This is a genomic window from Acinetobacter sp. ANC 5054 (assembly GCF_002135295.1).
Taxonomy (GTDB): domain Bacteria; phylum Pseudomonadota; class Gammaproteobacteria; order Pseudomonadales; family Moraxellaceae; genus Acinetobacter.
Window position 1 is genome coordinate 144,688 of sequence record NZ_NEGG01000007.1, and the last position, 23,883, is coordinate 168,570.

General features: G+C 40.5%; 26 protein-coding genes. 4 read left to right on the top strand and 22 right to left on the bottom strand.

Features of this window, described 5'->3' with window-relative positions:
• Window positions 1-28: 28 nt before the first annotated feature.
• Both B9T33_RS09080 and ffh read right to left on the bottom strand, forming a co-directional pair.
• Window positions 29-622, bottom strand: a complete 594-nt coding sequence (locus B9T33_RS09080) for an RBBP9/YdeN family alpha/beta hydrolase (protein WP_086178598.1) — start codon at window positions 620-622, stop codon at window positions 29-31.
• A 276-nt stretch (window positions 623-898) separates the two neighbouring features.
• Window positions 899-2,305 carry a signal recognition particle protein gene (gene ffh, locus B9T33_RS09085; protein ID WP_086178599.1) on the bottom strand — a complete coding sequence of 469 codons (1,407 nt, stop codon included), beginning with the start codon at window positions 2,303-2,305 and terminating at the stop codon, window positions 899-901.
• A 138-nt stretch (window positions 2,306-2,443) separates the two neighbouring features.
• Here ffh and B9T33_RS09090 point away from each other — a divergent pair, with 138 nt between their 5' ends.
• Window positions 2,444-3,253, top strand: a complete 810-nt coding sequence (locus tag B9T33_RS09090) for a cytochrome C assembly family protein (protein WP_086178600.1) — start codon at window positions 2,444-2,446, stop codon at window positions 3,251-3,253.
• Window positions 3,254-3,369: 116 nt separating this feature from the next.
• Here B9T33_RS09090 and B9T33_RS09095 read toward each other — a convergent pair whose 3' ends face one another.
• On the bottom strand, window positions 3,370-3,579 hold the full coding sequence (locus B9T33_RS09095; protein WP_067761877.1) for a cold-shock protein: 210 nt from the start codon (window positions 3,577-3,579) through the stop codon (window positions 3,370-3,372).
• Between the two features lie 448 nt (window positions 3,580-4,027).
• Here B9T33_RS09095 and B9T33_RS09100 point away from each other — a divergent pair, with 448 nt between their 5' ends.
• Complete coding sequence (locus tag B9T33_RS09100) at window positions 4,028-4,960, top strand: tRNA dihydrouridine synthase (RefSeq protein WP_213033194.1); 933 nt, start codon at window positions 4,028-4,030, stop codon at window positions 4,958-4,960.
• A 19-nt stretch (window positions 4,961-4,979) separates the two neighbouring features.
• On the opposite strand, the gene B9T33_RS09105 is transcribed toward B9T33_RS09100, so the two are convergent.
• The 9 genes from B9T33_RS09105 to rpe form a co-directional block, all read right to left on the bottom strand.
• Window positions 4,980-5,348: an SseB family protein gene (locus B9T33_RS09105; protein WP_086178601.1), complete on the bottom strand. Its 369-nt coding sequence runs from the start codon at window positions 5,346-5,348 to the stop codon at window positions 4,980-4,982.
• 68 nt (window positions 5,349-5,416) lie between these two features.
• Window positions 5,417-6,076 (bottom strand): nuclease-related domain-containing protein, encoded by a 660-nt coding sequence (locus tag B9T33_RS09110; RefSeq protein ID WP_086178602.1) that lies wholly within the window; start codon window positions 6,074-6,076, stop codon window positions 5,417-5,419.
• Window positions 6,077-6,111: 35 nt separating this feature from the next.
• Window positions 6,112-6,594: a methylated-DNA--[protein]-cysteine S-methyltransferase gene (locus B9T33_RS09115; RefSeq protein WP_086178603.1), complete on the bottom strand. Its 483-nt coding sequence runs from the start codon at window positions 6,592-6,594 to the stop codon at window positions 6,112-6,114.
• A 41-nt stretch (window positions 6,595-6,635) separates the two neighbouring features.
• Entirely contained in the window at window positions 6,636-6,953 is a 318-nt protein-coding gene (gene sugE, locus B9T33_RS09120; protein WP_086178604.1) for a quaternary ammonium compound efflux SMR transporter SugE, read from the bottom strand.
• A 55-nt stretch (window positions 6,954-7,008) separates the two neighbouring features.
• Window positions 7,009-7,326, bottom strand: coding sequence for a DMT family transporter (locus B9T33_RS09125; RefSeq protein WP_086178605.1), 318 nt, complete (start codon window positions 7,324-7,326; stop codon window positions 7,009-7,011).
• A gap of 301 nt (window positions 7,327-7,627) precedes the next feature.
• Window positions 7,628-8,629 carry a copper resistance protein B gene (locus tag B9T33_RS09130; RefSeq protein ID WP_086178606.1) on the bottom strand — a complete coding sequence of 334 codons (1,002 nt, stop codon included), beginning with the start codon at window positions 8,627-8,629 and terminating at the stop codon, window positions 7,628-7,630.
• Window positions 8,616-10,547: a copper resistance system multicopper oxidase gene (locus tag B9T33_RS09135; protein ID WP_086178607.1), complete on the bottom strand. Its 1,932-nt coding sequence runs from the start codon at window positions 10,545-10,547 to the stop codon at window positions 8,616-8,618. Before B9T33_RS09135 ends, B9T33_RS09130 begins: the two co-directional genes overlap by 14 nt.
• A gap of 47 nt (window positions 10,548-10,594) precedes the next feature.
• A complete protein-coding gene (locus B9T33_RS09140; RefSeq protein WP_086178608.1) occupies window positions 10,595-11,107 on the bottom strand; it encodes a hypothetical protein in 513 nt (170 codons plus the stop codon).
• Window positions 11,108-11,545: 438 nt separating this feature from the next.
• Window positions 11,546-12,232, bottom strand: coding sequence for a ribulose-phosphate 3-epimerase (gene rpe, locus B9T33_RS09145; protein ID WP_086178609.1), 687 nt, complete (start codon window positions 12,230-12,232; stop codon window positions 11,546-11,548).
• 196 nt (window positions 12,233-12,428) lie between these two features.
• On the opposite strand from rpe, the gene B9T33_RS09150 reads away from it, so the two are divergent.
• Window positions 12,429-12,728 (top strand): DUF2218 domain-containing protein, encoded by a 300-nt coding sequence (locus B9T33_RS09150; protein WP_086178610.1) that lies wholly within the window; start codon window positions 12,429-12,431, stop codon window positions 12,726-12,728.
• Between the two features lie 43 nt (window positions 12,729-12,771).
• Here B9T33_RS09150 and B9T33_RS09155 read toward each other — a convergent pair whose 3' ends face one another.
• The 9 genes from B9T33_RS09155 to B9T33_RS09195 form a co-directional block, all read right to left on the bottom strand.
• Window positions 12,772-13,842: a M48 family metallopeptidase gene (locus tag B9T33_RS09155; RefSeq protein WP_086178643.1), complete on the bottom strand. Its 1,071-nt coding sequence runs from the start codon at window positions 13,840-13,842 to the stop codon at window positions 12,772-12,774.
• A gap of 14 nt (window positions 13,843-13,856) precedes the next feature.
• A complete protein-coding gene (locus B9T33_RS09160) occupies window positions 13,857-14,969 on the bottom strand; it encodes a YjgN family protein (RefSeq protein ID WP_086178611.1) in 1,113 nt (370 codons plus the stop codon).
• A gap of 127 nt (window positions 14,970-15,096) precedes the next feature.
• Window positions 15,097-15,933 (bottom strand): S-formylglutathione hydrolase, encoded by an 837-nt coding sequence (gene fghA / locus B9T33_RS09165; protein WP_086178612.1) that lies wholly within the window; start codon window positions 15,931-15,933, stop codon window positions 15,097-15,099.
• Between the two features lie 29 nt (window positions 15,934-15,962).
• Complete coding sequence (locus tag B9T33_RS09170; protein ID WP_086178613.1) at window positions 15,963-17,354, bottom strand: C13 family peptidase; 1,392 nt, start codon at window positions 17,352-17,354, stop codon at window positions 15,963-15,965.
• A 125-nt stretch (window positions 17,355-17,479) separates the two neighbouring features.
• A complete protein-coding gene (locus B9T33_RS09175) occupies window positions 17,480-18,298 on the bottom strand; it encodes a class I SAM-dependent methyltransferase (RefSeq protein WP_086178614.1) in 819 nt (272 codons plus the stop codon).
• Window positions 18,292-19,116: an undecaprenyl-diphosphate phosphatase gene (locus tag B9T33_RS09180; protein ID WP_086178615.1), complete on the bottom strand. Its 825-nt coding sequence runs from the start codon at window positions 19,114-19,116 to the stop codon at window positions 18,292-18,294. Before B9T33_RS09180 ends, B9T33_RS09175 begins: the two co-directional genes overlap by 7 nt.
• Window positions 19,117-19,128: 12 nt before the next feature.
• Entirely contained in the window at window positions 19,129-19,794 is a 666-nt protein-coding gene (gene tsaB / locus B9T33_RS09185; protein WP_086178616.1) for a tRNA (adenosine(37)-N6)-threonylcarbamoyltransferase complex dimerization subunit type 1 TsaB, read from the bottom strand.
• Between the two features lie 152 nt (window positions 19,795-19,946).
• Complete coding sequence (locus B9T33_RS09190) at window positions 19,947-20,477, bottom strand: gamma carbonic anhydrase family protein (RefSeq protein ID WP_086178617.1); 531 nt, start codon at window positions 20,475-20,477, stop codon at window positions 19,947-19,949.
• A 38-nt stretch (window positions 20,478-20,515) separates the two neighbouring features.
• Complete coding sequence (locus tag B9T33_RS09195; protein WP_086178618.1) at window positions 20,516-21,124, bottom strand: CoA pyrophosphatase; 609 nt, start codon at window positions 21,122-21,124, stop codon at window positions 20,516-20,518.
• A gap of 125 nt (window positions 21,125-21,249) precedes the next feature.
• On the opposite strand from B9T33_RS09195, the gene B9T33_RS09200 reads away from it, so the two are divergent.
• The gene (locus B9T33_RS09200; protein ID WP_086178619.1) at window positions 21,250-21,798 is read left to right on the top strand and encodes an NUDIX hydrolase; all 549 of its coding nucleotides are present in this window, start codon (window positions 21,250-21,252) and stop codon (window positions 21,796-21,798) included.
• Between the two features lie 52 nt (window positions 21,799-21,850).
• Here B9T33_RS09200 and B9T33_RS09205 read toward each other — a convergent pair whose 3' ends face one another.
• The gene (locus B9T33_RS09205) at window positions 21,851-23,866 is read right to left on the bottom strand and encodes a hypothetical protein (RefSeq protein WP_086178620.1); all 2,016 of its coding nucleotides are present in this window, start codon (window positions 23,864-23,866) and stop codon (window positions 21,851-21,853) included.
• Window positions 23,867-23,883 lie beyond the last annotated feature (17 nt).

Genomic DNA, 23,883 nt, shown 5'->3' on the forward strand with positions numbered 1-23,883 from the left:
TTTCATCGATATTATAGTCCTGCTACATTTAGGCAGTTAACAGTGGCTTTAGTACATCCCACAATTCAGAAATCTCCAAAAATCCATCTTCAGCCAAAAAGTGTCCTGCATTTCTCACTTCTATAATTTGTGCATTAATAAAACTACCCAATTGAATCGATGCTGGCGGTGGGACAACAGGATCATTGGAGGAAACAAAGCTAAAACAAATTGGCATATGGGTTTGTAAAACGCCACTGTCTAACTTTGCATTTTTTAAAAAATTCGTCAGTTTCGGTTGGCTGCTTAAACTGTTTTTAAATCCTGAGACAAATATGCCTGCTTTAATTCGTGTACCCAATTGCTCAAATCTTTGATTTAAATAATGTAAAGCAGTGATACACCCTAAGCTGTGTGCAATCACAATGGTATTTTCATCTAAATCTGGCATTTGTAGCGCGAGAAACTTTTGCCACGCTTCAAAGTTGGGCTGATCGGCATTTGCCATCACTATACGGCGTGAATAATGTCCTGCCAGTTGTAGTTTTCGACTGAGCCACGGATACCAATGATCATTGGGTGAAGCATCATGTCCATGAATAATATAAATTTTCTTTACATCTGGCGTGCTATTTAGATTCATAATTTCGTTCTTATTTTAATAACTTGTGAATTGGCTTTTTTAGCCCTTCTATTTAGCTCCTTTTTTAATCCTCTGCATCCTTAAACTCAATCAATCTTTGGCGATTTTTTGTAATTTTTTACTGCAAATTTGTCTTTATAAATGTGATGATTTGCAGATTAATTTTTATTTTTTAAAGTTAAACAATAGCTTATTTCTAGATTTTTTCTTATCCGTAAAGCCATAAAAAAGGCACTGAATGTGCCTTTTTTATTCTAAACAATGTTGAAGAACAACTTATTTAGGATCTTTACTGCCAAACAATGGACCCATACCACCGCCGCCGCCAAATTGCTTTTGCATATTGCCTAATGATTTCATCATTTTTGCCATACCTGTAGGGTTCGCAAATTTCTTCATCATTTTTGCCATTTGTGCATGTTGCTTAATGAGTTTATTCACTTCAGCTACATCCATACCACAGCCCGCAGCAATACGTTTTTTACGGCTCGGATTCATCAAGTCTGGGTTACGACGTTCTTTAATGGTCATCGATTGAATAATCGCTTCCATTTTTTTCACTTGCTTTTCAGGATTCGCTTGTGCAATGGCATCTTGAATACCTGAAGTGCTCATGCCTGGAAGTTTATCCAGGAAGCCCATCATACCGCCCATTTTGTTCATTTGTTCAAACTGCATCAGCATATCTTCAAAGTTGAAGCTGCCACCTTTTTGCAGTTTTTTCGCCATTTTTTCGGCTTTTTCTTTGTCGACTTTACGTTCAAGCTCTTCGACTAAAGAAAGTACGTCACCCATACCCAAGATACGTTGTGCAACACGCTCAGGATGGAATGGCTCTAGAGCATCGAGTTTTTCACCCATACCCAAGAATTTGATTGGCTTACCAGTAATTGCACGTACAGACAGTGCAGCACCACCGCGCGCATCACCATCCGTTTTTGTCAGGATCACACCTGTTAACGGCAATGCATCATTAAAGGCTTTTGCTGTATTTGCAGCATCCTGACCCGTCATGGCATCGACAACGAATAATGTTTCAGTCGGATTAATCGCTGCGTGCAGCTCTTTAATCTCGTCCATCATTTCGTCATCGACGTGTAAACGACCAGCCGTATCGACAATTAAGACATCAGCAAACTGAATTTTCGCTTGCTCAATTGCACGATTCACAATTGTAATTGGTTTTTCGTCAGCACTTGATTCTAAGAAAATCGCGCCAACTTCACCCGCAACCGTTTGTAGCTGTTTAATCGCCGCAGGACGATAAACATCGGCAGAAACCATTGCCACTTTTTTCTTTTGACGTTCTTGTAAGAAACGTGCAAGTTTAGCTGCAGTTGTGGTTTTACCTGCACCTTGTAAACCTGCAAGAAGCACAACGACTGGTGGTTTAGCAGCGAGGTCAAGGCTTTCATTTGCCTCACCCATCATTTTGGTCAATTCGTCATGCACAATTTTGACGAAAGCCTGCCCCGGTGATAACTGAGTCATCACTTCTTGGCCCAATGCTTCTTCCTTAACTTTCGCGATGAACTCACGAGTTACAGGTAACGCAACATCGGCTTCAAGAAGTGCCATACGTACTTCACGTAACGTATCTTTAATATTGTCTTCGGTTAGCTGCCCTGAGCCAGTAACATTTCTTAAACTCTGCGTGAGTCGTTCTGTTAAGGTATCAAACATTGCAAAATCCGCTTAAAATAGCCATGAGCAAAAAATTGTTTCTTAAAATAGAAAATTTATGCATAGAATGCTATAGGATACTTTAGTTCTTGCAGAATTTATATAAATGAATATTCATCATCCTGAAAAAGGTTTGACATGATCAGTCTCCCCTTGGTTTACACGATCCTAGCATTAATCGCTTATACCACGTCTTTTTGGTACTTATTCAGCCATTTAATGTCTAAACGTGAACCGAACCATTGGTTTATTGGTGTTGTACTGGGCTTAGGCATGTTATTGCATGCAGGTGTTCTGTATAACGACATGTTGACTCCATTGGGTGTCAACTACGACGTATTTAACCTGATGTCCTTTACGTCAGGTTTAATGTTGTTGTTAAGCGTATTATTTAGTACCTACCGTCCAGTGCTAGCATTGAGTCTCTTGGGTATTCCTGTCGCAGCCACGGGTTTGATTATGGGTTTTGCGTTTAGTAAACAGAACCAATTTATTGAACAGCATTCATTGGGTTTAGACCTACATATTATTTTGTCCTTGTCTGCCTATGCAGTGCTATTAATGGCCACCATTCAAGCGGTGATTCTGCGTTTCCAAGACCGTGAACTGAAAAACAAACAAAAAAAGCGCGTCTGGGTGAGTTTATTGCCCTCATTCCAAGCGATGGAATCCTTACTGTTTGATTTGTTAATTGCAGGCTTTGCACTGCTCACGGTTGCACTTGGTTTTGGCTTCTTCACCATCGATAACTTCTTTGCCCAGCATCTCGCACACAAGACCGCATTTAGTATCATTTCGTGGTTTGTCTATGGTGCACTATTAATCGGGCATTATCGTTTTGGCTGGCGTGGTCAAAAAGCCATTCGCTTTACCATCATCGGTTTCTGTTTATTGGCTGTCGGCTTTATTGGTTCTAAATTTATTTTGGAAATGGTTTTAGGTCGCTGATATTAAACTTAATATTGAGGGGGCAATTGCTCCCTTTTTTATTGATGATGTACAAATAATAAATTTTCAGGCATTAAAAAAAGCGCTAAAAAGCGCTTTTTTTCATTACGTCTAAATTATAGAGCAACGATGTTTACAGCATTCGGGCCTTTTTGACCTTGAGCGATGCTGAAAGATACTTTTTGGCCTTCTTGCAAAGTTTTGAAGCCAGAACCAGTGATTTCGCTGAAGTGAGCGAAAACGTCAGGACCGTTGTCTTGTGCAATAAAACCGAAACCTTTAGTTTCGTTGAACCATTTAACTGTACCAGTAACTGTATTAGACATAATAATACCTATTAATTTGTTGATTTAGTCATTGGATGATGACTGACTATAACTTGGAAAATAATAAAGAATTGAACTTCATTTCTGTAAAAAACGAAGGATTATGACTAACACTGCGATACTTAAAGAAAATTTACGAAACAATACTTTTTTTCTAGTTGCAGATATCATACATGAATTTTTAAAAGATTCAAGCATTGGATATGTTGTTGATTCCATTAAAAAATAACAATATAAACCTGATATTATTAATCACTATCCTTCTGTATTTACTCATTTTATTGTTTAATTTTCATATCAGTCAAGCCTTTACGACTTTGGTCCTAATTTCAGCAATTAATTACAATAAAACCTGTCTTTTTCTATTCTTAGCCTTGACCAACAGCAAACCTAGACATCCCCAGCAAAACAACGTATAACACCGTTTTTCATTTTTGGACTTGTCACTGTGAAACTTGTTCTTGCACCTATGGAAGGCTTAACTGACCCAATTATGCGTGATGTGCTGACGCATGTGGGAAGTTTCGACTGGTGCGTAACTGAGTTTATTCGTGTGACAGATTCAGTCCTACCAGACCACATTTATCATAGCTATTGCCCTGAACTTCAAAATGAGGGGAAAACTGCTGCGGGAACCCCCGTACATGTGCAGTTTTTGGGAAATAACCCAACCATGCTGGCTGCCAATGCGGTTCGTGCCTGTGAGCTGGGTGCACCCGCTATTGATATGAATTTTGGCTGTCCCGCAAAAACAGTCAATCGTCATCGTGGTGGTTCGGTGCTGTTAGATGAACCCGAAGTGGTCTATGAACTGGTAAAAGCCGTGCGTGATGCTGTGCCTAGCCATATTCCTGTTTCTGCTAAAATGCGTTTGGGCTATATGGACCGTAACTTCACGTTGGAAAATGCTCATGCCATTGAAGATGCTGGTGCGGCTTGGGTGACTGTGCATGCACGCACCAAAGCAGACGGCTATACCCCGCCAGCTTTCTGGGATCAACTGCAACCGATACGTGAAGCTTTAAAAATTAACGTCATTGCCAATGGCGAAATTTGGAACAATGCCGATGCCAAACAATGCCAACTTGAATCAGGTTGTGACGATTTGATGATTGGTCGTGCTGCGGTCACCACGCCAGACATTACCCAGTGTATTCGTCGCAATACCGATGAAGCACTTATTACATGGCATGAACTTTTAGGTTTACAAATTCGTTTTTTAAATGGCTCGTATAAAAAAGAAATGAACATGGTCGGTCGTTATAAACAATGGCTCGGCATGATGTCGAAACATTATCCTGAGGCCAAAGCACTCTGGGATGAAGTCAAACGAGTTAAACCGCTTGATGAAATTGTCGAAAAACTGAAAGCTGGTATGTAAACAAAAAGCCTTTGATCACTCAAAGGCTTTCATTTTTGGAAAAATTTAAAATTGCATCCACTTCATCTGGCAAAAATTCTTTTGAATTGTCAGAAGTCGGATTCATCACCAAGGTCGCCCCTTTGGTAATGCTAAAAAGTTTTTCCGCATTAATCATGACGAATTCGGCATCTGCGCCAACATCCTGCTGCAACATGGCTAAGGATAAGAAAAACGGAATCGCCTGCTCACCCTGTTCAGTCTGCAACAATTGAAAATGTAAATGCTGCTGCTCATCTCGAGCGCCTAAACAAAAGACCTCACTGCGAAGCAATTGTTGATAAAAAGCAGCGTATTGTTCAGGATGATTTAAGGTAGACGTATAAAGTTCTTGAAGGGATTCATTCATTATTATTGGTCCAATTGTTATTAGGTTTAAATGTTTTGATATAAAAAGTTATTGGCGCAGAGCATAACTTAAACGGATGGATCATGTCTTTGTTTTAGATGTTCAATATGTTGACGATTGGTCTTCCACGATTTTTCCAATACTTCTTTTTCTAAACGCAGTTGAATCCTTTTCAGTTTCATATTGGAAATCACTGACGATTGGAAAGTTTTCACATAGTCTGTCCACGCTGCACCGCGAAATACATTTGCGGGCATCGCTGTTTTAAACTCTGCCTCAGGCATAAAGACAATCACGGAATGTAAATATTCAGCGTCTAGAATATCGCTGAGCACCTGCTCCAAGACTTTCATGTGCTTATAATTTTGATGAATCGGGTTTTGAAATTTAAAACTCTGCTTATAAATTTTTTGCGTCCACTGCTTTTGGCGCTCACCACCAAAAATCCAACCCTTATAATTTTTTGTTTCAATTACAAAGATCCCAAATGGACTTAATACAATATGGTCAATTTGCGTTGTGCCACCCTCAGCATCAGGTAAGGTCAAATCATTCAGTAAAAGATAAGGTTCTTTCAAATACAATTTGACGTGGATAGCGACCGCAAACTCGCCCATTTTCCCCTTTAAAAAGGGTTTAAATACTTGAATAGCACCCGCGATTAAAATCAGTGGAATCATCCACCACAGTATTGAGAAAAGCGGATCAAATATTTGTATGCTATTCATTTTTAGTATTAAGTCATTGGGTTTAGCTGGCTATTCTATTGTAATTTCTCGATTTTCAACAGAATATCTTTATTTTCCAAGCCGCCCGCAAAACCAACCAATTTACCATTAGCACCCACGACTCTATGACACGGTGCAATAATTGAAATCGGGTTTTTACCATTGGCAGCACCCACTGCACGTACAGCTTTGACATTGCCCACTTGCTCTGCAATTTGCTTATAACTACGGGTTTCACCAAAAGGAATGGTCAATAATGCCTGCCACACTTTTTGCTGAAATTCAGTTCCTGCAAAATCAAGGGGCACATCGAAGCTCTGACGCTTTCTTGCAAAATATTCGTTTAACTGACGTGCTGTTTCTAGCAAAATCGGATGCTTAGAATCTTCGGACAATTCTGCTAAACGGACTCGATCTGGGTTTTCATTTTCCCAAAGCACTGCCACCAAAGCCGTTTCATGTGCAACTAGTTTAAGTCGACCCACTGGCGAATCTAAGAACTGATATGAAAGGTGCATAAGAAGCTCCTCAGCAAAAATTGACTTGATGGAACCATTATTCAAGAGGATGAAAGTTTCATCAAGACCAATCCTGAAATAATCAGGACGGCTGCCAGCATCCGCATGGCATTTGCAGGTTCGCCTAATATCACAATACCTAAAATAAACGAGCCCACAGCACCAATGCCCGTCCAAACCGTATAGGCTGTGCCAAGCGGTAACGATTTCATTGCATAAGACAGTAAAGCGAAACTTGCGATCATGAAAACAATGGTCAAAATACTTGGCGTCAGTTTGCTAAAGCCTTCAGAGACTTTCATACAATACGCCCATACCACCTCAAGCAGTCCCGCTACAATTAATAAAACCCAAGCCATTTTTTTTACCCATAAAAAAAGCACAGAGACAAATAAACTCTGTGCTTTAGAACAATTAACTTGAAGATAATTTCATCAAGATTAGACCAGAAATGATCAGTACCGCGGCTAACATCCGCATGGCTGTTGCAGGCTCACCCAATATAAAAATACCCACAAGGAATGAGCCAATAGCACCAATTCCCGTCCAAATGGTATAAGCCGTTCCTAGAGGCAAGGTTTTCATGGCATAGGCCAACAAACCAAAGCTCAGGATCATAAAAAATAAAGTGATTAAACTTGGACCGAGTTTTGTGAAGCCTTCTGAGAGCTTCATCGAATAGGCCCAAACAATTTCAAAAATACCAGCAAATACGAGAACAACCCAGGCCATGATGCCTTCCTCCATATTAGTAGAGTCAGGTCGTCCTGACGATTTTTCTTACCGACTTTGAACAAAGATGTAAGGGAGGTCGTTCCTCCGAATATTGTCTCAGTATAGCAAATATGCTGACTTTTAGTGCAGCCTTTACATTTTTTGACCAAATTCAGGGCGTTATTCAGTTAAGTCAAAATCTTGTGCAGATTAATTGCTTTAAAATATTGCACATATTTTCACATCACACATTGAGATGTTAAAAAAGGCATCACCACAACCTGTTGATGATGCCCTTTTCATTCGTTTTGCTAGCCTATTAGAACTTCAGACGTAGCCCTGCGCCATACCACCAGTCTTTTTCACTGTTGCTGCCCTGCTGCCATGCAGTCGCTTTATTCCCTTTGTCATAACCATAAGCTACATCAATGAATGGCATGACTTTTTTATTGATTTCATAACGTGTTTCCAGACCTAACCATAATGAGCTCAGTCCAGTCTTTTGTGCATATCGCGAGTCATCACTCAACACCACGTCAAGATTCATATAGGGTTTTAGTATCAGCTTTTGTGTAAACAAGAGATCACGATTTGTTTCTAAAGAAAAGCTGACCTGCTTGTCTTGCCCGACATATAGATAGGCGTCGGTTTCGAAGAAATAAGGCGCCAGACCATGTAATCCAATTGCAGCATCCCATTGATCTTGATCTGTAACTTTATTGTCATCAAAACGATAACGCACACCCGCTTGCGCATCCCAAAAATCTGAAATCATGCGGCTATACATGACTTGCGCAGCATAATCCGCTTTTTGCGATTCAGCTTTGTCAGCATGTAGCTTAATAAACAGTTTATTTTCATCGGTACCAATACGACTTTCCAATTCAGTTTTGAAAGTTCCGTGTCCATCAGCGTTATTTAACCATCGACTATCAACTTCAGTGGCTTGATAGATTTGTCCACCATGTTCATGTTTATGGTCAATCGAATGTTCATGCGGAGTCGCTGACATAGTTTGCGGCATCGGTTCAGCATGTTCAGCATGTTCAGCATGTTCAGCATGTTCAGCATGTTCAGCATGTTCAGCATGTTCAGCATGTTCAGCATGTTCAGCATGTTCAGCATGTTCATTCATTTCCGTTGGCACAGTCTGTACTTTTTCAGTTTGCACAACATGCATCGAATGATCTGCTGTAGGCATACTCGGCTTTTGCATCGCTGCGTGATCCATATGCTCATCCATTGCAAACGCGGTATGCGTCAATGTACCAACAGCGAGTGCAAAGAGTGTCTGATGTAAGGGCTTATTAATGATGTACATGAGCATCCCCTCCTGTAGCAGGCATAACAAGTGTTGCTGTGTTATCTGCAACATTTGCAACAATCAGTTTATTCATCATGCCCGCAGACATGTGATACAACAAATGACAGTGGATAGCCCATTCCCCCATTTCATTGGCAGTCAATAGAGCAGTCACCGTTTTACCAGGCGGCACAACCACCGTATGTTTATTTGGCATTTCAGAAGACATTTGCCCATTTTCCAATTGCATAAACATGCCATGTAAATGCATCGGGTGCGCCATCATGCTGTCATTGACAAATTTCAGACGAATACGCTCACCATATTTCACCTTCATGGGTTCTGCTTCACTGAATTTTTTGCCATTCATGGTCCATAAATATCGCTCCATCGTCCCACCCAAATGAATCACCAATTCCTGCGTTGGTTCTCGGGTATCGGGTTGTGGTTTTAACGATTTCAAATCACTGTATTGCAGTGCCTTATCACCCACTGGTGTCGAAGCATTTGCCCAGCCCATGACCGGTTGACTCGACTGATGTGTTTGGGCTTGAGCCGCTGGTTTTGCATGATCCATGCTATGTTCTGCATGATTCATTTGAGCATGCTGCATGCCTTGCATCTGCATATGGTCTGGATCTGAATGACTCATTTCAGCATGTTGCATGGCGCTATCCTCATGCGCAACATGCTGCTGTGGAGCCGACTGAACTGGCATCGAATCCGACTGCGTCGCACTATGGTCATGTGCTGGCTGTTGAGGCCCTGTAGACGTATTTTTGACTGCTGTTTTAGCTGAATTCACTTGCTCCGAAGCCGAATGATTCATATTTGAATGATCCATTCCTGACATCGAACCATGTCCCATATCTTCCATGGTCAATAAAGCGCGAGGACGTGCTTGCGGCTGATGAATAGCCGAATGCTGCGGCTGAGTTTCATCATGCAAAGTCCCAATTGCGAATCCACTTCGATCAATCGATTCAGCTTCAATTTGATAATGCGAACCCTTTGGCTCAACGATTACATCATAGGTTTCTGCGGCACCTATACGGAATTCATCGACATTAACGGGTTTAACAGGCTGACCGTCTGCACTCACTACGGTCATTTTTAAATTTGGAATGCGCACATCAAAAAACGACATAGCTGAGGCATTAATAAAGCGTAACCGCACTTTTTCATTGGGCTTAAACATCCCCGTCCAATTTTGTTCTGGGGTTTTGCCATTCACCAAGAAGGTATAGCCCGTAACATCAGAAAGATCCGTTTTTAACATACGCATCTGATTCCACATGGAACGATCTTGCCAGCTATTTTTTAGACCCTCACGTTTGATTTGCTTCCAAACATCACCCACTGTTTCACGCTGATTTTGATAATATTCTGCCGACTTTTTGAGGTTCGCCATAATTTGGGCACTAGATGATTCATGGAAATCTGACAGCATCACCACATAATCGCGAGCGGCCTGTTCATGGGTAGCAATTGGTTGTTTGCCTTTTGGATAAATCACCAAAGCCCCATATAAACCGTCCTGTTCTTGACCTTTTGAATGGGCGTGATACCAATAGGTCCCACTCTGACGCACTTTAAATTTATAAACAAAACTGCCATCTGGCTGAATTTCATTAAAACCATTAAAGCCGGGTACGCCATCCATTAAACCGGGCAATAAAAGTCCATGCCAATGCACAGAGGTATTTTGTTTTTTAAGCTGATTATGTACATGAATTACGGCATCATCGCCTTCTTCAAATTCGAGTAATGGCGCAGGAAATTGGCCATTCACACTAATTTTTTTGACGGCTTTACCTGTTAAGTTGATGGTCTTTTCATCAATATTCAGATGATATTCTTTAACTGCTGCAAACACCCACGAAGGTGACAACAGACATGCCCCAACAACGAGACATACTTTAAATGGAGTAGACATAATTTAACCTTTGTAAAATAACGAAATAAACGTATTTAGAACTCAGGTTAAACTTGAGGAGGGCGTAAAATTTCCTGCCAATGGCCTTTTAAATGCTGGCCCTTAAATATAAATTTAGGCGTGTTTGGATAGGGGCTAATCTTCAATGATTGTAAAGAAATCAATGCCGTATCCACATAAGTGGTACTCATTTGGCAATGCCACAAAGCACAATCCTGACAGTCTGTATTATTGATGCTGCCGTGATGGTCGAGCGAATCAGTCTGACTTTGACTGTGTTTCAGCATTTGATCGTGACAATGATCATTCGTAGATAGATTTGAATTATGATGGGCCATTGATGTCGCTGAATGCGAAACCGTTTTGTGGCAATCAGCCATGTTGTGCTGCGAATCTGACTCGGATAAGGAATTTTCAGCCTGCGTCGTTTCAGTTTGTGCATGCGACATCATCATTTGTTCATGCATAATATTTTGCTGTGCACTGACCACACTGCTCCACCCCATGACAAACGCCATAAGTAAAGCAAAGCCTAAATGCTTACGCAAAATATTTAACAATTCTGTATCCTGATTGAACCCATTTCAATTACATGATGAATCTATACACATGATGACATTGTGAAAGCTTTTGCCAATCACTGTATATTCGAAATCTATGCACAGCATAAATAATTGTGCAGTTATTCACAACAATTATAATTTTATACAACTCAAATGTCGGTATGTGATTTGTGTGCTATTTAAAACATTAAAGTTATTTTTTAAACAGACTTATTTTTTAATAAAGTTTAATAAACATACAGTATTTCAATCACATTCAGTGATAAAAAAAGGACTCGATTGAGTCCTTTTTATACTTTTTACGTCTAAATATTAAACCATTGATCTACAGTTGTTTATAATTTATTCAAGTTATCCATATAGTTATCGACACAGATATCCATATGGTTATCCATAAAGTTATCCACAGACTGTTTATAACTTATACGTAAAGCTTTAGACGGTACGAGTACCCACTTTTGCCAATTCAGCACGCATGTCATCAATCACAGCTTTATAATCTGGTTTGCCAAAAATTGCTGAACCAGCAACAAACATATCCGCACCCGCTTCCGCAATTTCACGAATATTGGCTGGTGTCACACCACCATCGACTTCTAAACGAATATCACGACCAGAAGCATCAATAATTTTGCGGGCTTGGCGTAATTTTTCCAAAGTCATTGGAATAAATTTTTGACCGCCAAAACCAGGGTTCACACTCATCAATAGCACTTGGTCAACTTTGTCTAAAACATAGTCTAAATAGTGTAATGGCGTTGCAGGGTTAAACACCAAACCAGCTTGTGCACCGCCTGCTTTAATGAGCTGTAAAGAACGATCAATATGATCTGTCGCTTCTGGGTGGAAGGTAATAATGTCCGCACCTGCTTCTAAAAAGTCGCCAATCATACGATCTACAGGAGAAACCATCAAATGCACGTCAATCGGTGCTTTAACACCATATTTTTTCAATGCTTTACAAACACCTGCACCAAAAGTTAAGTTTGGAACATAGTGATTGTCCATCACGTCAAAGTGAACAACATCTGCACCTGATTCAAGAACATTTTCAACTTCTTCACCTAAGCGAGCAAAGTCTGCTGACAAAATTGAAGGCGCAATTAAGAATGGCTTGGACATGAAAGAACCTGGCTATGAAATGGGATTGATACGCACAGTATAACAAAATGTCGATGCGGCTGCCTCACCCATCCAGTCGATTGGATTATTTCATGGCAGGAATAATCAAGACAGAGTGTTGCAAAAATAGACTTTTTCTCAAAGCCAAAGCTTTGCTAAGGTACAAACCAGTTCATTGAAATTACGAAGAAACCAGATGAAAAGTTCAGCACAGATTTCTACCACACAAGCTGCCCGCATTGCCAAACGATTAGCCAATCATTGGAAGCATAAATTTGAAGTATCTGAACAAGAGAATGAAAAAGGCTCACAATTTCAAATACATTTAAATGCCGCACAAGTGATCTTGAGTCCACAGCCAGACTTTTTAGAAGTCGCGATTCAAACCCAAGATACCCATGCAGACTTAGACAAACTTGAACATGTGGTGCTTGATCATTTGATACGTATGGGGCAAGAAGAGTTAAGCGCAGAATGGCAACGAGACAGCCTATAAGTACTGTCTCGCCTTCATCATCGTTTAAAGGTTTATTTTTGAATTAATGCTGATGCGACTGATAATTTCGTACAGCCTCAATTCGAGCTTTTGTTGCAGGATGTGATTGGAAGAAGTCTGTCCACGATTTTTTATCAGGATCTGACTTCGTTTCACCTTTCTCTTTACCTGCTTCAACCTGAAGTTCTTTTTGCTCTTCATCTTCCATACGTTGTAAGAAGTTCGCAAAATGAATAGTCGGAATATTTTGTTTCGACATCATTTTCAGCGCATATAAATCGGCTTCAGATTCAAAGTCACGTGAATAACTTGCCCCGACTGCTGCCACGGGCAAACTGGTTAAAATGTCGGAGCCATCCCCCGTAATCATCAATAAAATAATACTGATCCCCAGGCCGGATAAACTTTGTTGCAAACTATGGCGTTGTACTAAATGACCTTGCTCATGTGCTAACACACCAATCAGCTCGTAATCATCCTTGGCCATTTCGACCAGTTCATCCGTCACAATAATGGTGTTGTTTGGTATGGCTAAAGCGTTGGCACCAATATGACCACCACTACGAAAGAGTACTTTTGCAGGATGGTCTTCAGCCACCAGTTGTTGATACTTTTTCAGTAAAACGTCTTGGCGTGCTTTAGGCAATTCGCTGGGTTCAGTCATTTCGAAAATATACTTTTCGGCCTGATCGCCCCAACTATTTAACGCTGTTGCAGGAAGTTGATTTGCCACAACATGTGCTGCGGCAGGAATTCCCCATTTCACCAAAGCAAAGGCAAAACCAACCACAAAGATCACACTAAATAAAATTAATGCGGGTGAGCGTTCAAGCTTCCAAATCGAATGCCAACGCCCTTTTTCATGTAAGTTAAACCAATTTGGTAAAGGCTCATGAAAATCTAATCGTGCATCATCTTTAAGCTCAATCACGGGCTGAATATGGCCTAAAGCACCAATCAAAGTCATATCTTGATAGGTATAATGCTGCACCAATTCTAGGTTTTCACCATAACGCACAATGATCGATTGCTCGCCATCTGGGGAAATCTGAGCCTGATAAGGTTTGGAAATTTTCCCATCATAATATGTCGCATTGACCACTGAATTATTCATGTCATTCACCATACTTAAAGGGAAATATCCAAGTCAAAAATATCTGACAATTCTTCTGCAATCGCATTGTGGTCTTGCTGCAACTGATTTTGAAGTTGATCAGGGTCATCTACCAACATCAGGCGCATTGACTCAACTTGATATTTATATAAACGCACCACTGCCCACGGGGTAAGTAGCCCTAGACTGATAATCTTCGCGAACCAGTTACTCAGAACAATCCACGCATAGCGCCATTGATTACAGTTGGTTTGGAATTGGCTGCGGCTGAGTGTCGTATTGTTCCAAGAAGTCATGAAAATACGCGCTGCTGTCAGTGGCCAAATGAACATATAGCCAAGGAAGTAAGCTGCAGCAATTAAAAATATATAATATGCCGAATTTAAACCGTCTGAGCTACCCAAAAAAATCGCCATAAGAATCGATAAAACTGCGATACCGCCAAGAAATACGAAAAGTGGCATATACATGGCACGCATATAGTCGCCCCATGAGGCATTTAAACTAAATTTTAATTGCCCCACGTAAAGATGATTCAAACATTCACGCTTATATAGCCAGACCGCAACGGGAAAGAATAAACCGAGGGTAAAAATCGTTACCGCGATACATTTCAGAAAGCACCAATAAGCACTTTTATTGGTTCCTGAAAAATAAAAACGACTATTACTAAATTTACTGTTACGCGCACGGAAACGAATGGTTGCACGAATGAGCCATGGCACGGCAAAGAAAACCAGAACAAAACCTGCCAAAAACGCTTCCCATGAATATTTAATTGCAAACGAAAATGCAGCATAAATCACTAAAGCAATGATTCGTCCAATCAAAATTTTAGTGGGCACACCGGTAAAATCGAAACGGCGCTGGAACACCCAAGTATTACCATAGAAATAACGTAAACGACGTACCTTAGCCCAAGGCGCATAAAAACCGATGGTAATAATGGTCAATAAAATATTCACGATCCAAATACCGAAATATTCAGAGGCATTGCCTTTAAAGCGAAAACTATAATTACGACCTAGCGCTTCCGCATTTTCGGTATCACCGAGTAGCGATGGTGGTTGCATTTGAAATGGTGGTAATTCTGGCGGTAGCTCAGTATCCATGGATGAATTTTGCATAAGTATCCTAAGTTATTTTTTATATATTTATCAAATAATTCTAATACGCATACCAGAAATGATTGGTATGCGAAAGTTTAAACTGAAAACGAAATGTTCAACTGTATGTTGCTAAACATTAAGAGGATTAAGCCTGTAATTGTACTGCATGGAACTGTAAATGGTCATCCATGAAACTTTGAATGAAATAATATCCATGATCATAGGCTGCATGTTCGCGCAGCGTTAATGCCTGCCCCACGTGTTGGCAAGCTTGCTGAAATAACGCTGGATTTAATTGACTATAAAATTGGTCATCCAAGCCTTGATCAATCAAAATTTCTTTAAAGACTGCCCCTTTGGATTGAATCAGTGCAGTTGCATCATGTGCTATCCATGAGGCTTGATCATCACCTAAATAATGTTGAAAGGCCTTTTCACCCCATGGACATTGGCTCGGTGCACAAATCGGCGCAAAAGCGGAAACCGATTTAAATTTTTCAGGATATTTAAGTGCTAAAGTTAATGCGCCGTGTCCACCCATACTGTGACCGAAGATACCAATGGCGTCTTGTTGAATCTTAAATTCAGTCTGAACGAGCGCATACAACTCATCAACGATAAAGCTTTCCATCTGATAATGTACTGCCCAAGGTGCTTGCGTCGCATTGATATAAAATCCTGCCCCTTGACCGAGATCCCAACTGTCCCCTTTTGCGACTTGCTCACCTCGTGGCGAAGTATCTGGACTAATCAAAATGAGACCCAATTGAGCTGCTAAGCGTTGGGCATGTGCTTTAATAGCAAAGGTTTCTTCCGTACAAGTTAGGCCTGCCAAATAGAATAATGCAGGACAAGCATTACCTGCTAAGGCTTCTGCAGGCAGAAAAATAGCAAAACGTGTTGGCACGTTTAAACAAGCTGATTCAAATTCGTAAATGCGCTGTTCGCCATCAAAACATTTATTACGTTGTACTAATTCCATCATACTTGTCCTAAAGTCCTTCTATGCGTTTAGGGTGATTCGGTATTGGTCGTTGTGGTTGTTGTCGGTGGAAATAAGCGCTGCTCAAGTTGCGGCAACATTAATGCCATATTTTTACCCATTGACCATTGTGGTTCAGATGGCTCAAAACCTTGAGCATCTTCCCATTTTGCAACGGTTTCTTTGGTTTGATTAAATGCTGCTTGAATACTTGATTGCTCACGCATAGATTGATCAAAGAAAGCACGACCAAAGTAGGTGTAATCTGCTTCATTGGAACAACCAAAAGACTGCCGATCTGCTGCAGACGCAGTAATAATCAAGGTATTTTCATTTTGTAGTGCAGGAATAAAGCTACCAGAATAGCAAGATGAAATGACTATCACACGCCAACGAATCCCTGATGCATCCAAGGTTTCTTTTAACCATTTCGGATCGACTTGCGCCAAATCAAGCGGTGCATTTTCCATTTCAAACACGTTTGGCAAGCCATGCGAAGTCATATACAAAAACAGCACATCGCTTTCTTTATTCATTTGCTGACCAATACGGCGCAGTGCCAATTCCATACTGGTTTTAGATGCAATCGGGATTTCTGTTCGTGTCGCAGGATTGTTAATTAGTTCAAGTGAACGACCATTAGTGCCAAAACGAGTATCAAATTGTTCTTTAATTCGTTCAATTTCAAATTTAAATACATCCTGATAACTTGCTCCTGCAACGCCTAAGAAATACCAATGCGATTGGGCAAACTCACCATATTCAACCGCATCTAAAGATTTATTCAGTAGACGGCTTTGTGCATAAAATGCATCTTCGGCAAAGCTTGGTGGAACCTCTTCAACTTTCCAAATCGGCTGATCTTTAACTGATACCTGCCACACCACCAAGGTCAAAAAGGTCGCCAGCATAATCAGCGCACGCTCCCACCACGGCCATTTCAACTCACGTGAAAAGACCCAAACGACCGCTAAGCTTTGCCAGACAAACAAGATAATAAATAAGGTTGGAATGTAGTCATACAGCACATAAGGCAAATAATCGAGATCGCCCATGAACTGGATTAAACACTGGAACAGCATGATATGCGTATCGAGTACTAACCAGAGCAGCGAAGGTACTAGCATCAATCGTGGATTATTCACACGCTGAGACAGGAAAATTCCGACGATTAAGGCAATAAACGGCCATAAAGCATAACTGACCAGACCTTGCGGGTTAAACTCACCAATTCGACCTGTACTCAGCCAGCTAAATAGACTATTGGCACATCCCCCAAGTATTCCCCAAAATACCAATTGTAAAATTGATGGGCGAACAATTTGTAGGGAACGACGAGACCCAAAAAATAACCACATCCCCGCAGTTTGGTTGCTTTTAAAATCATGCCAAAAATTGATGGAGGGTTTGAAATCAATCATAGAGTTCTGATGGGGGCCTAGGCTCGCTTAATTGCACAAATAATTTTATGCCTGATATGATTTTTAGCAATGCTATTTTTTAACTATATAACAAATCTTTGAACTATTTTGAAGCAAATATCACTTTAAGTAACAAGTTCATGCTGGAAATACGCATCAAAACGACAAGCATCTCCTTGCCATTGATGTTGTGGTTCTTGATTTGCTAAAAAGACAGCTAAACGTGGACGTTTTACTACGACACGACGGGCAATCTTTTGTGCCAAAGCCAATAAATTATCACCTAAATCCATTTCACCATCTTCTGGTAATAACAGATGTAATAATTGCATTTGCTTTTTGACTTGCGCCTGCTTTTTCACGGCTTGTTGATTTTGGTCTCGCTGTGGGAACATTGGATCGAGATATACCACATCAACGCTGTTATTTTGTAGCGCTTGCACATGTAAATAATCGGCTGAGTCAGAAAAAACCAAACGAATGCGTGCAACCACTGAACTTAAAAACGCATCTTGCTGGGCACGATGATGTGAATCTTCTAACAGTGTAAATAAAATCGGATGACGCTCAACCAGAGTAACATTCGCCCCTAAATGCGCCATCAGCAAACTATCATGACCGAGACCAGCAGTTGCATCAATTAAGCTCGGCTTTTCGGCCAAATTACATGCTCGCGCAATCATTTCTGACTTAAGTGATGCTCGTTTTAATCGGCCCACTTCGGCTTGCCAATCGGGTTGCATTTTCATGCCATTGGCAGACAGCCATAAACCATCTGCATCGACACAAAGTGCTAATTCAGGGTTTAAACGCAAAAAACGTGCATTTAACTTGTTAATGATTTCAATATTTACAGATACACCACGCGAAGAAAGCACAGCAGAATACTGCTGTGCTCTCTCATGAAATTCTTGTTCTGTGTATAAGCGGATTTCGCTTACCATAATTTCCAGCCTGTAAATGCAAACAATAAAATCAATAAACCTGAAAAGATGCGATACCACGCAAAAAACATAAAATCACGTTTTGCCACATATGCCACAAGTATGCGAATTAAGAACAACGCTGATACGAATGAGACAATCAAGCCGACACCAATCACGAGCCAATCTTGTGTACCTTCAAATACATGGTAGCTTTGATATAAGTCGAGCAAGCCTGCACCGACAATCACAGGAATACCCAAGAAGAATGAAAATTCAGTTGCAGCTTTACGTGAAACACCCAAGAACATCGCACCGATAATGGTTGCGCCTGAGCGTGAAGTTCCCGGAATGAGCGATAAGACTTGAATTAAACCAATCCAAATTGCATCTTTAATGGTTAGATCTTCTACTTCTTGCGCACGGACTTGCGGTGGATTTTTTTCAATCCAAATAATAATCAAACCACCGATAATCAATCCCATTGCAATCGCAATGTTATTGAATAAAAGTTCTTTCACGGTTTGACCAAAAGTCAGTCCAATCAACACAATTGGAATGGATGCGAGAATTAAACCAAAACCTAAACGGCGGCCTTTTTCCTCACCTGTCACCATACCTGTAGCTGCGCCCCATAGACGGCCCCAGTATTCATAAATGACTGCGGCAATTGCGCCCATTTGAATTGCAATAACGAATACATCACTTTTTTCTTTGGTCCAGAAATTCATTAATTCTGATGCCAGAATTAAATGCCCTGTACTCGAAATAGGTAAAAACTCGGTAATACCTTCAACAATACCCATGATTGCCGCTTTGAGCAGCAGTAGAAGATCCATATAAAACCCTAATTATGGCTTGCCTTGTTCTGAAATTTTTTTCCAAGCGTTATCACGTAAATATACAGGTAAAGCTAGCTCTGCACTCACCCACGCTTCGCGTTGCGCCGCTTCGCAGGCAATAGTAGCAATATCTTGTGCGGTTGCACTTAAGCCTTTGTATTGTATTTGTTCTTTCTGAATTAAATCTGAACCAGAACCCACAATCGTAAATTTAATGTGTTGAGCAGCAGTCGTATAGTCTAAAAGTTGTTCATCATCGACTGGCTGCATAATACTATTTGCATCAAGTTGAAAACTTGCGATATAGACTTCTTGCATACGTGCATCGAGCACCGCAGTCACCTCAGTCAAACCAAACTGGCGATGCGCTGCTTGCGCCAAAGCTTGCAAGGTTGACACTGGTACCACATGTACGTCATTGGCCCATGCCAAAGCTTGTGTTACTGCAGCATTAATACGCACACCACTAAATGAACCAGGCCCGCGACTAAAAGCGATCGCAGTTAAATCACCGAGCTCAGTTGCAGTTTGATCAAGCCCTTGCTCAATCATTGGGAGAATCGTTTGCGTCTGCGCTTTTGCCCGTAAATCGAGTTGAAAATAAAGTTCTTTTGTTTCATCTACAATCGAGACGGAACACTGCTCATTGGCAGTTTCCAATGCCAGTACTTTCATGCGCAACCTTAATTAAATCTAATCTTAAAAACGTGGAATATGATACTCCACTCCATCCCAGTTCGCGAGAATTTCCAGCGACGAGTCATCCACTTCATATAAAAAGCCCCGAACAAAATCGAGGCTGTGCAAAATATCTAATATGAAAAATATTATATTTCAGCGACTTCTAAATTTTTAAAATGCTTAAAATGTTCTGCATAATGCATCGCACTCATTTTCAAACGTGCTTCTGCCTGCTCATCTAAGGTTTTAACCACCTTACCTGGAGAGCCCATCACCACAGAATTATCTGGAATAATTTTTCCTTCAGGAATCAAGGCATTTGCACCAATGATGCAATTCTTACCAATCACGGCATTGTTCAGCACCACAGCGTTAATCCCAATCAGGCTATTATCCCCCACCGTGCAACCATGCAGCATCGCCTGATGACCAATCGTCACATAATTGCCAATATGCATTTCAATACCTGCATCGGTATGTAATACGGCATTTTCTTGCACATTGGTAAAATCACCCAATTGAATCAGGCTATTATCACCACGAATGACTGCACTAAACCAAACACTAACTTCACGCCCCATAACAACCTGTCCAATGACCGTTGCATTATCCGCGACCCAACCATCCCAAGGTTGATGTGCAGCTTTTGGACTATGTCCTTGAAATTTATATAACATAATCAAACATCCTAATTTGATAAAATGACCTTACGATTTTAGCGTTCGTTGCCTAAATGAAATGACGGAGAATTTAATAAAAATGGCCATTCTTTTTGATAATTTAAACCATAACGGAACAACGAAATAAGCATACGTGCAGTCAACCCCCAAACAATTTCATTTTCCACTCTTAAGCTCGGAAAATATAAAGACTGCTGCGCATAGCGTACTTCATAAGGCGTTGGCGGAGTTTCTAATAATTGCTTCAGAGATACAAAAAATATTCGATCTATTTCGGTGGGTTGTGGAATTAACATCACTTCTGGTGGAATTAAACCTACAATCGGTTTGACCAACATACCATTACGGGCTTTTTGCATAGGCAAATCACCTAACAATTGGACATCAAATGGATTCAGCGCAGTTTCTTCTTGTGCTTCGCGTAAGGCCACCACAATATTACTGGTATCTTGTGCATCGCGTTTACCGCCAGGGAATGACACCTCACCAGCATGATTATTCATATACAGTGAGCGACGTGTCAGTAAAATTCGTGGATTTTGTTCATTGGTGATTGCAATGAGTACAGCTGCCTGAGCAGGTTGAATACGTTTTGAAAAACGTAAGCTTTGCTGTAATCGCTGCGTCAATAAACCCTCATCCATCCACGTAACAACCGTATTATTATCTTGGTTTCATCATAGCTGAATTTTTATGAAGTGGTGAGAAATGATGCCAAAGTTTTATTTTTAAGTTATCCTGACTGCTAACTTTATCAATGACGATGAATATGAACTTTTGCACCAACTGCGGACAAAAAACCAAGGAAGCGATCCCACTCGGCGATCATCAGTTACGCCGTGTTTGTACTGCATGTGGTTTTATTCATTATGTTAATCCCAAAGTAATTTGTGGCGCATTGGTCCTTTGGGAAGATAAAGTGTTGCTTTGCCGGCGTGCCATCGAACCACGTTATGGCTTGTGGACTTTGCCTGCTGGCTACATGGAATTATTTGAAACCATGGAACAAGGTGCCGCGCGTGAAACTCGAGAAGAAGCTGAAGCTGAAGTGAATATTCAAAAGCTTTACTGCATGTATAACATTCCCCGTATTGGACAAATTTACACTTTATTTAAGTCAGATTTAGTCAATGGTGAATTTGGTGCGGGTGAAGAGACCATTGAATCACGTTTATTTACCGAAGATGAAATTCCATGGAATGATTTGGCCTTCCCAAGTGTAGAGCGTACGCTGCGTCATTATTTTGCCGACCGTCTAACGGAGCAATTCGACTTACACCTTGAAACGCTTGGTACTCGACTAGACCATACAGGTTAATTAAAAAACATCGAAATATAAAAAGCCCACCATCGATGGGCTTTTTATTTCATTATTTTTTCTGAATGCTATAGCACGGCGCTAAATCCAGCGAAATTTCGCCACCATTTAATTTTGAAATTTGTGTAACTGTCGTATCGTTTGGATTTTTCAAACTATAAATATAACTAAAGCTGGCAAGGCTATTACCCCATTTTACAGTCTTATTATCCGAATCAGTTAAAGCCACACCTGTTGGGCGAGAGCCTTCAGTTGCATTGATCAAATTATGTAACTGAACCAATGCACCACCGACTACAAGACTCGTATCAGCAGAGGTTTTTACACTCGAATTCATCCCGATGAGTGCACCATCTAAAGTTCCAAAAAATGGATCGGCCATGATCATACGAATTGAAATGGTATTCGGGTTAATATTCCCCTCAGGCGTAAATGTACGTGTCGTCGTACCTAAACGATATTGTTGCACGCCTTGATCATCTTTCATTAATAACGGATCAAGTACGTCCTTACCCTGACAACCTTTCGCAGAATCCGTCGATATATCAACCAATTGACTATCCAAGCGTGTAAATACATCCGCAGGAACACCCGGCTTAATATTGGTACGAATATCACCATTACGATCAATCACGACACCCAGTTTCACGGTTTTCACTGTTGTATCTGTAAATTTAAAGGTTAAATCTGCATATAGTGGGAAAATGTAATTTTGCCCAGCAACCACATTATCAATAGATTTAAAGACTTTTTTATCTAAATAAGACAATGAGTACAATTTGTACAGGTCCATCGTACCTTTGAATTGAACTTGATTGATTTTTTGCTCCCAGAGACCAAGTTTTTTCTTGTCATCTGCAGTCAGCACATAATCATCTTTTTTACCTTGCAGAGTTTTAAATAAACTTCCGCCTGTACCGACAACCATTTTGTCAGCCAACAACGTTCCCTGCTTGATAATCAGTGGATCTGCATTCACTTCTTCGGCATCAAAACGGAAACCAAGATTTCTCTTGGTATCAATCTCTTTAGTAAGCGGATCAACCCACGTATCTTGTGGCGTCGCAGTCAATCGGGTTGGTTTGACCTGTGTTAATAGCAGAACGTTCACCCCACCAATAGTGGACAGCTGCTCATCCACTTTCCCTTTCCATTGTAAACCACTACCAAAGGTCATCCCTTGACGATCCGTCATCAACATAAAGTGACCAAACAAATTTACTTTAGAACTATCCGATGGTAAACATTCATTTTTATCACAGCCGACAAGTCCGTTCGAACCACTGGCATTGGCTAATACGCCATCGGTTGAAAACAGTGCAAATTCTGGTTGATACACGGCTGCAGTCGAAATGGTCATCAGTTTACTGACAATGGTAAACGCATTGGCATTACTGACTTGCGATAGATCAAGCCACGGCTTAAATAAGTCATCAAATTCAGTATCTGAGCTGATACTGAAATCTGCTGTTGTCACATTTCTTGAGATTTCATCAATGAGTAATTTATCTGCATTATTGATATATACCGCTTGAATATCAGTTGGGACCACAACACTATTATTCTTAATTGCCAAGGCTTGAATAATCTTGGCAATACGCATAGCCACTTTGATGGTTGCATCCGAACTACTGATAGAAGCAGCTGATTTACCTGTTATACCCGTTGCAAGGTCCACAAGTGTCAATCTTGGAGGCGTCGATCCACTAGCAACCTGAGAAATATTTTTTAGATCAACCGTCCCCAAATCAATACGTTTAGATTTTTCACCTTGAATAAAGAATGTGACTTTATCACCAATCTTACAAGCACCAGTTGAAACGCCTTCTTTTAGATCAAATAAAGTGACATAGGTATTTTTAACATCACTTGAACAGTTAAAATTTAACCCTTCAACAGGGTAATCCAATACGAATTCAACACAACCTTCTGAATTACTGAGACATGTTCCATTGGTCGTACTTGTATCGTAAATTTCTGGATTCACTTTTGCACTTTCGCCACCACAGCCGCCTAAAGCTGCAACCAATGTGCTCAATGCAAAAGGCAAAATAATTTTATTTTTCATCCTGATTCTCTTTTTTT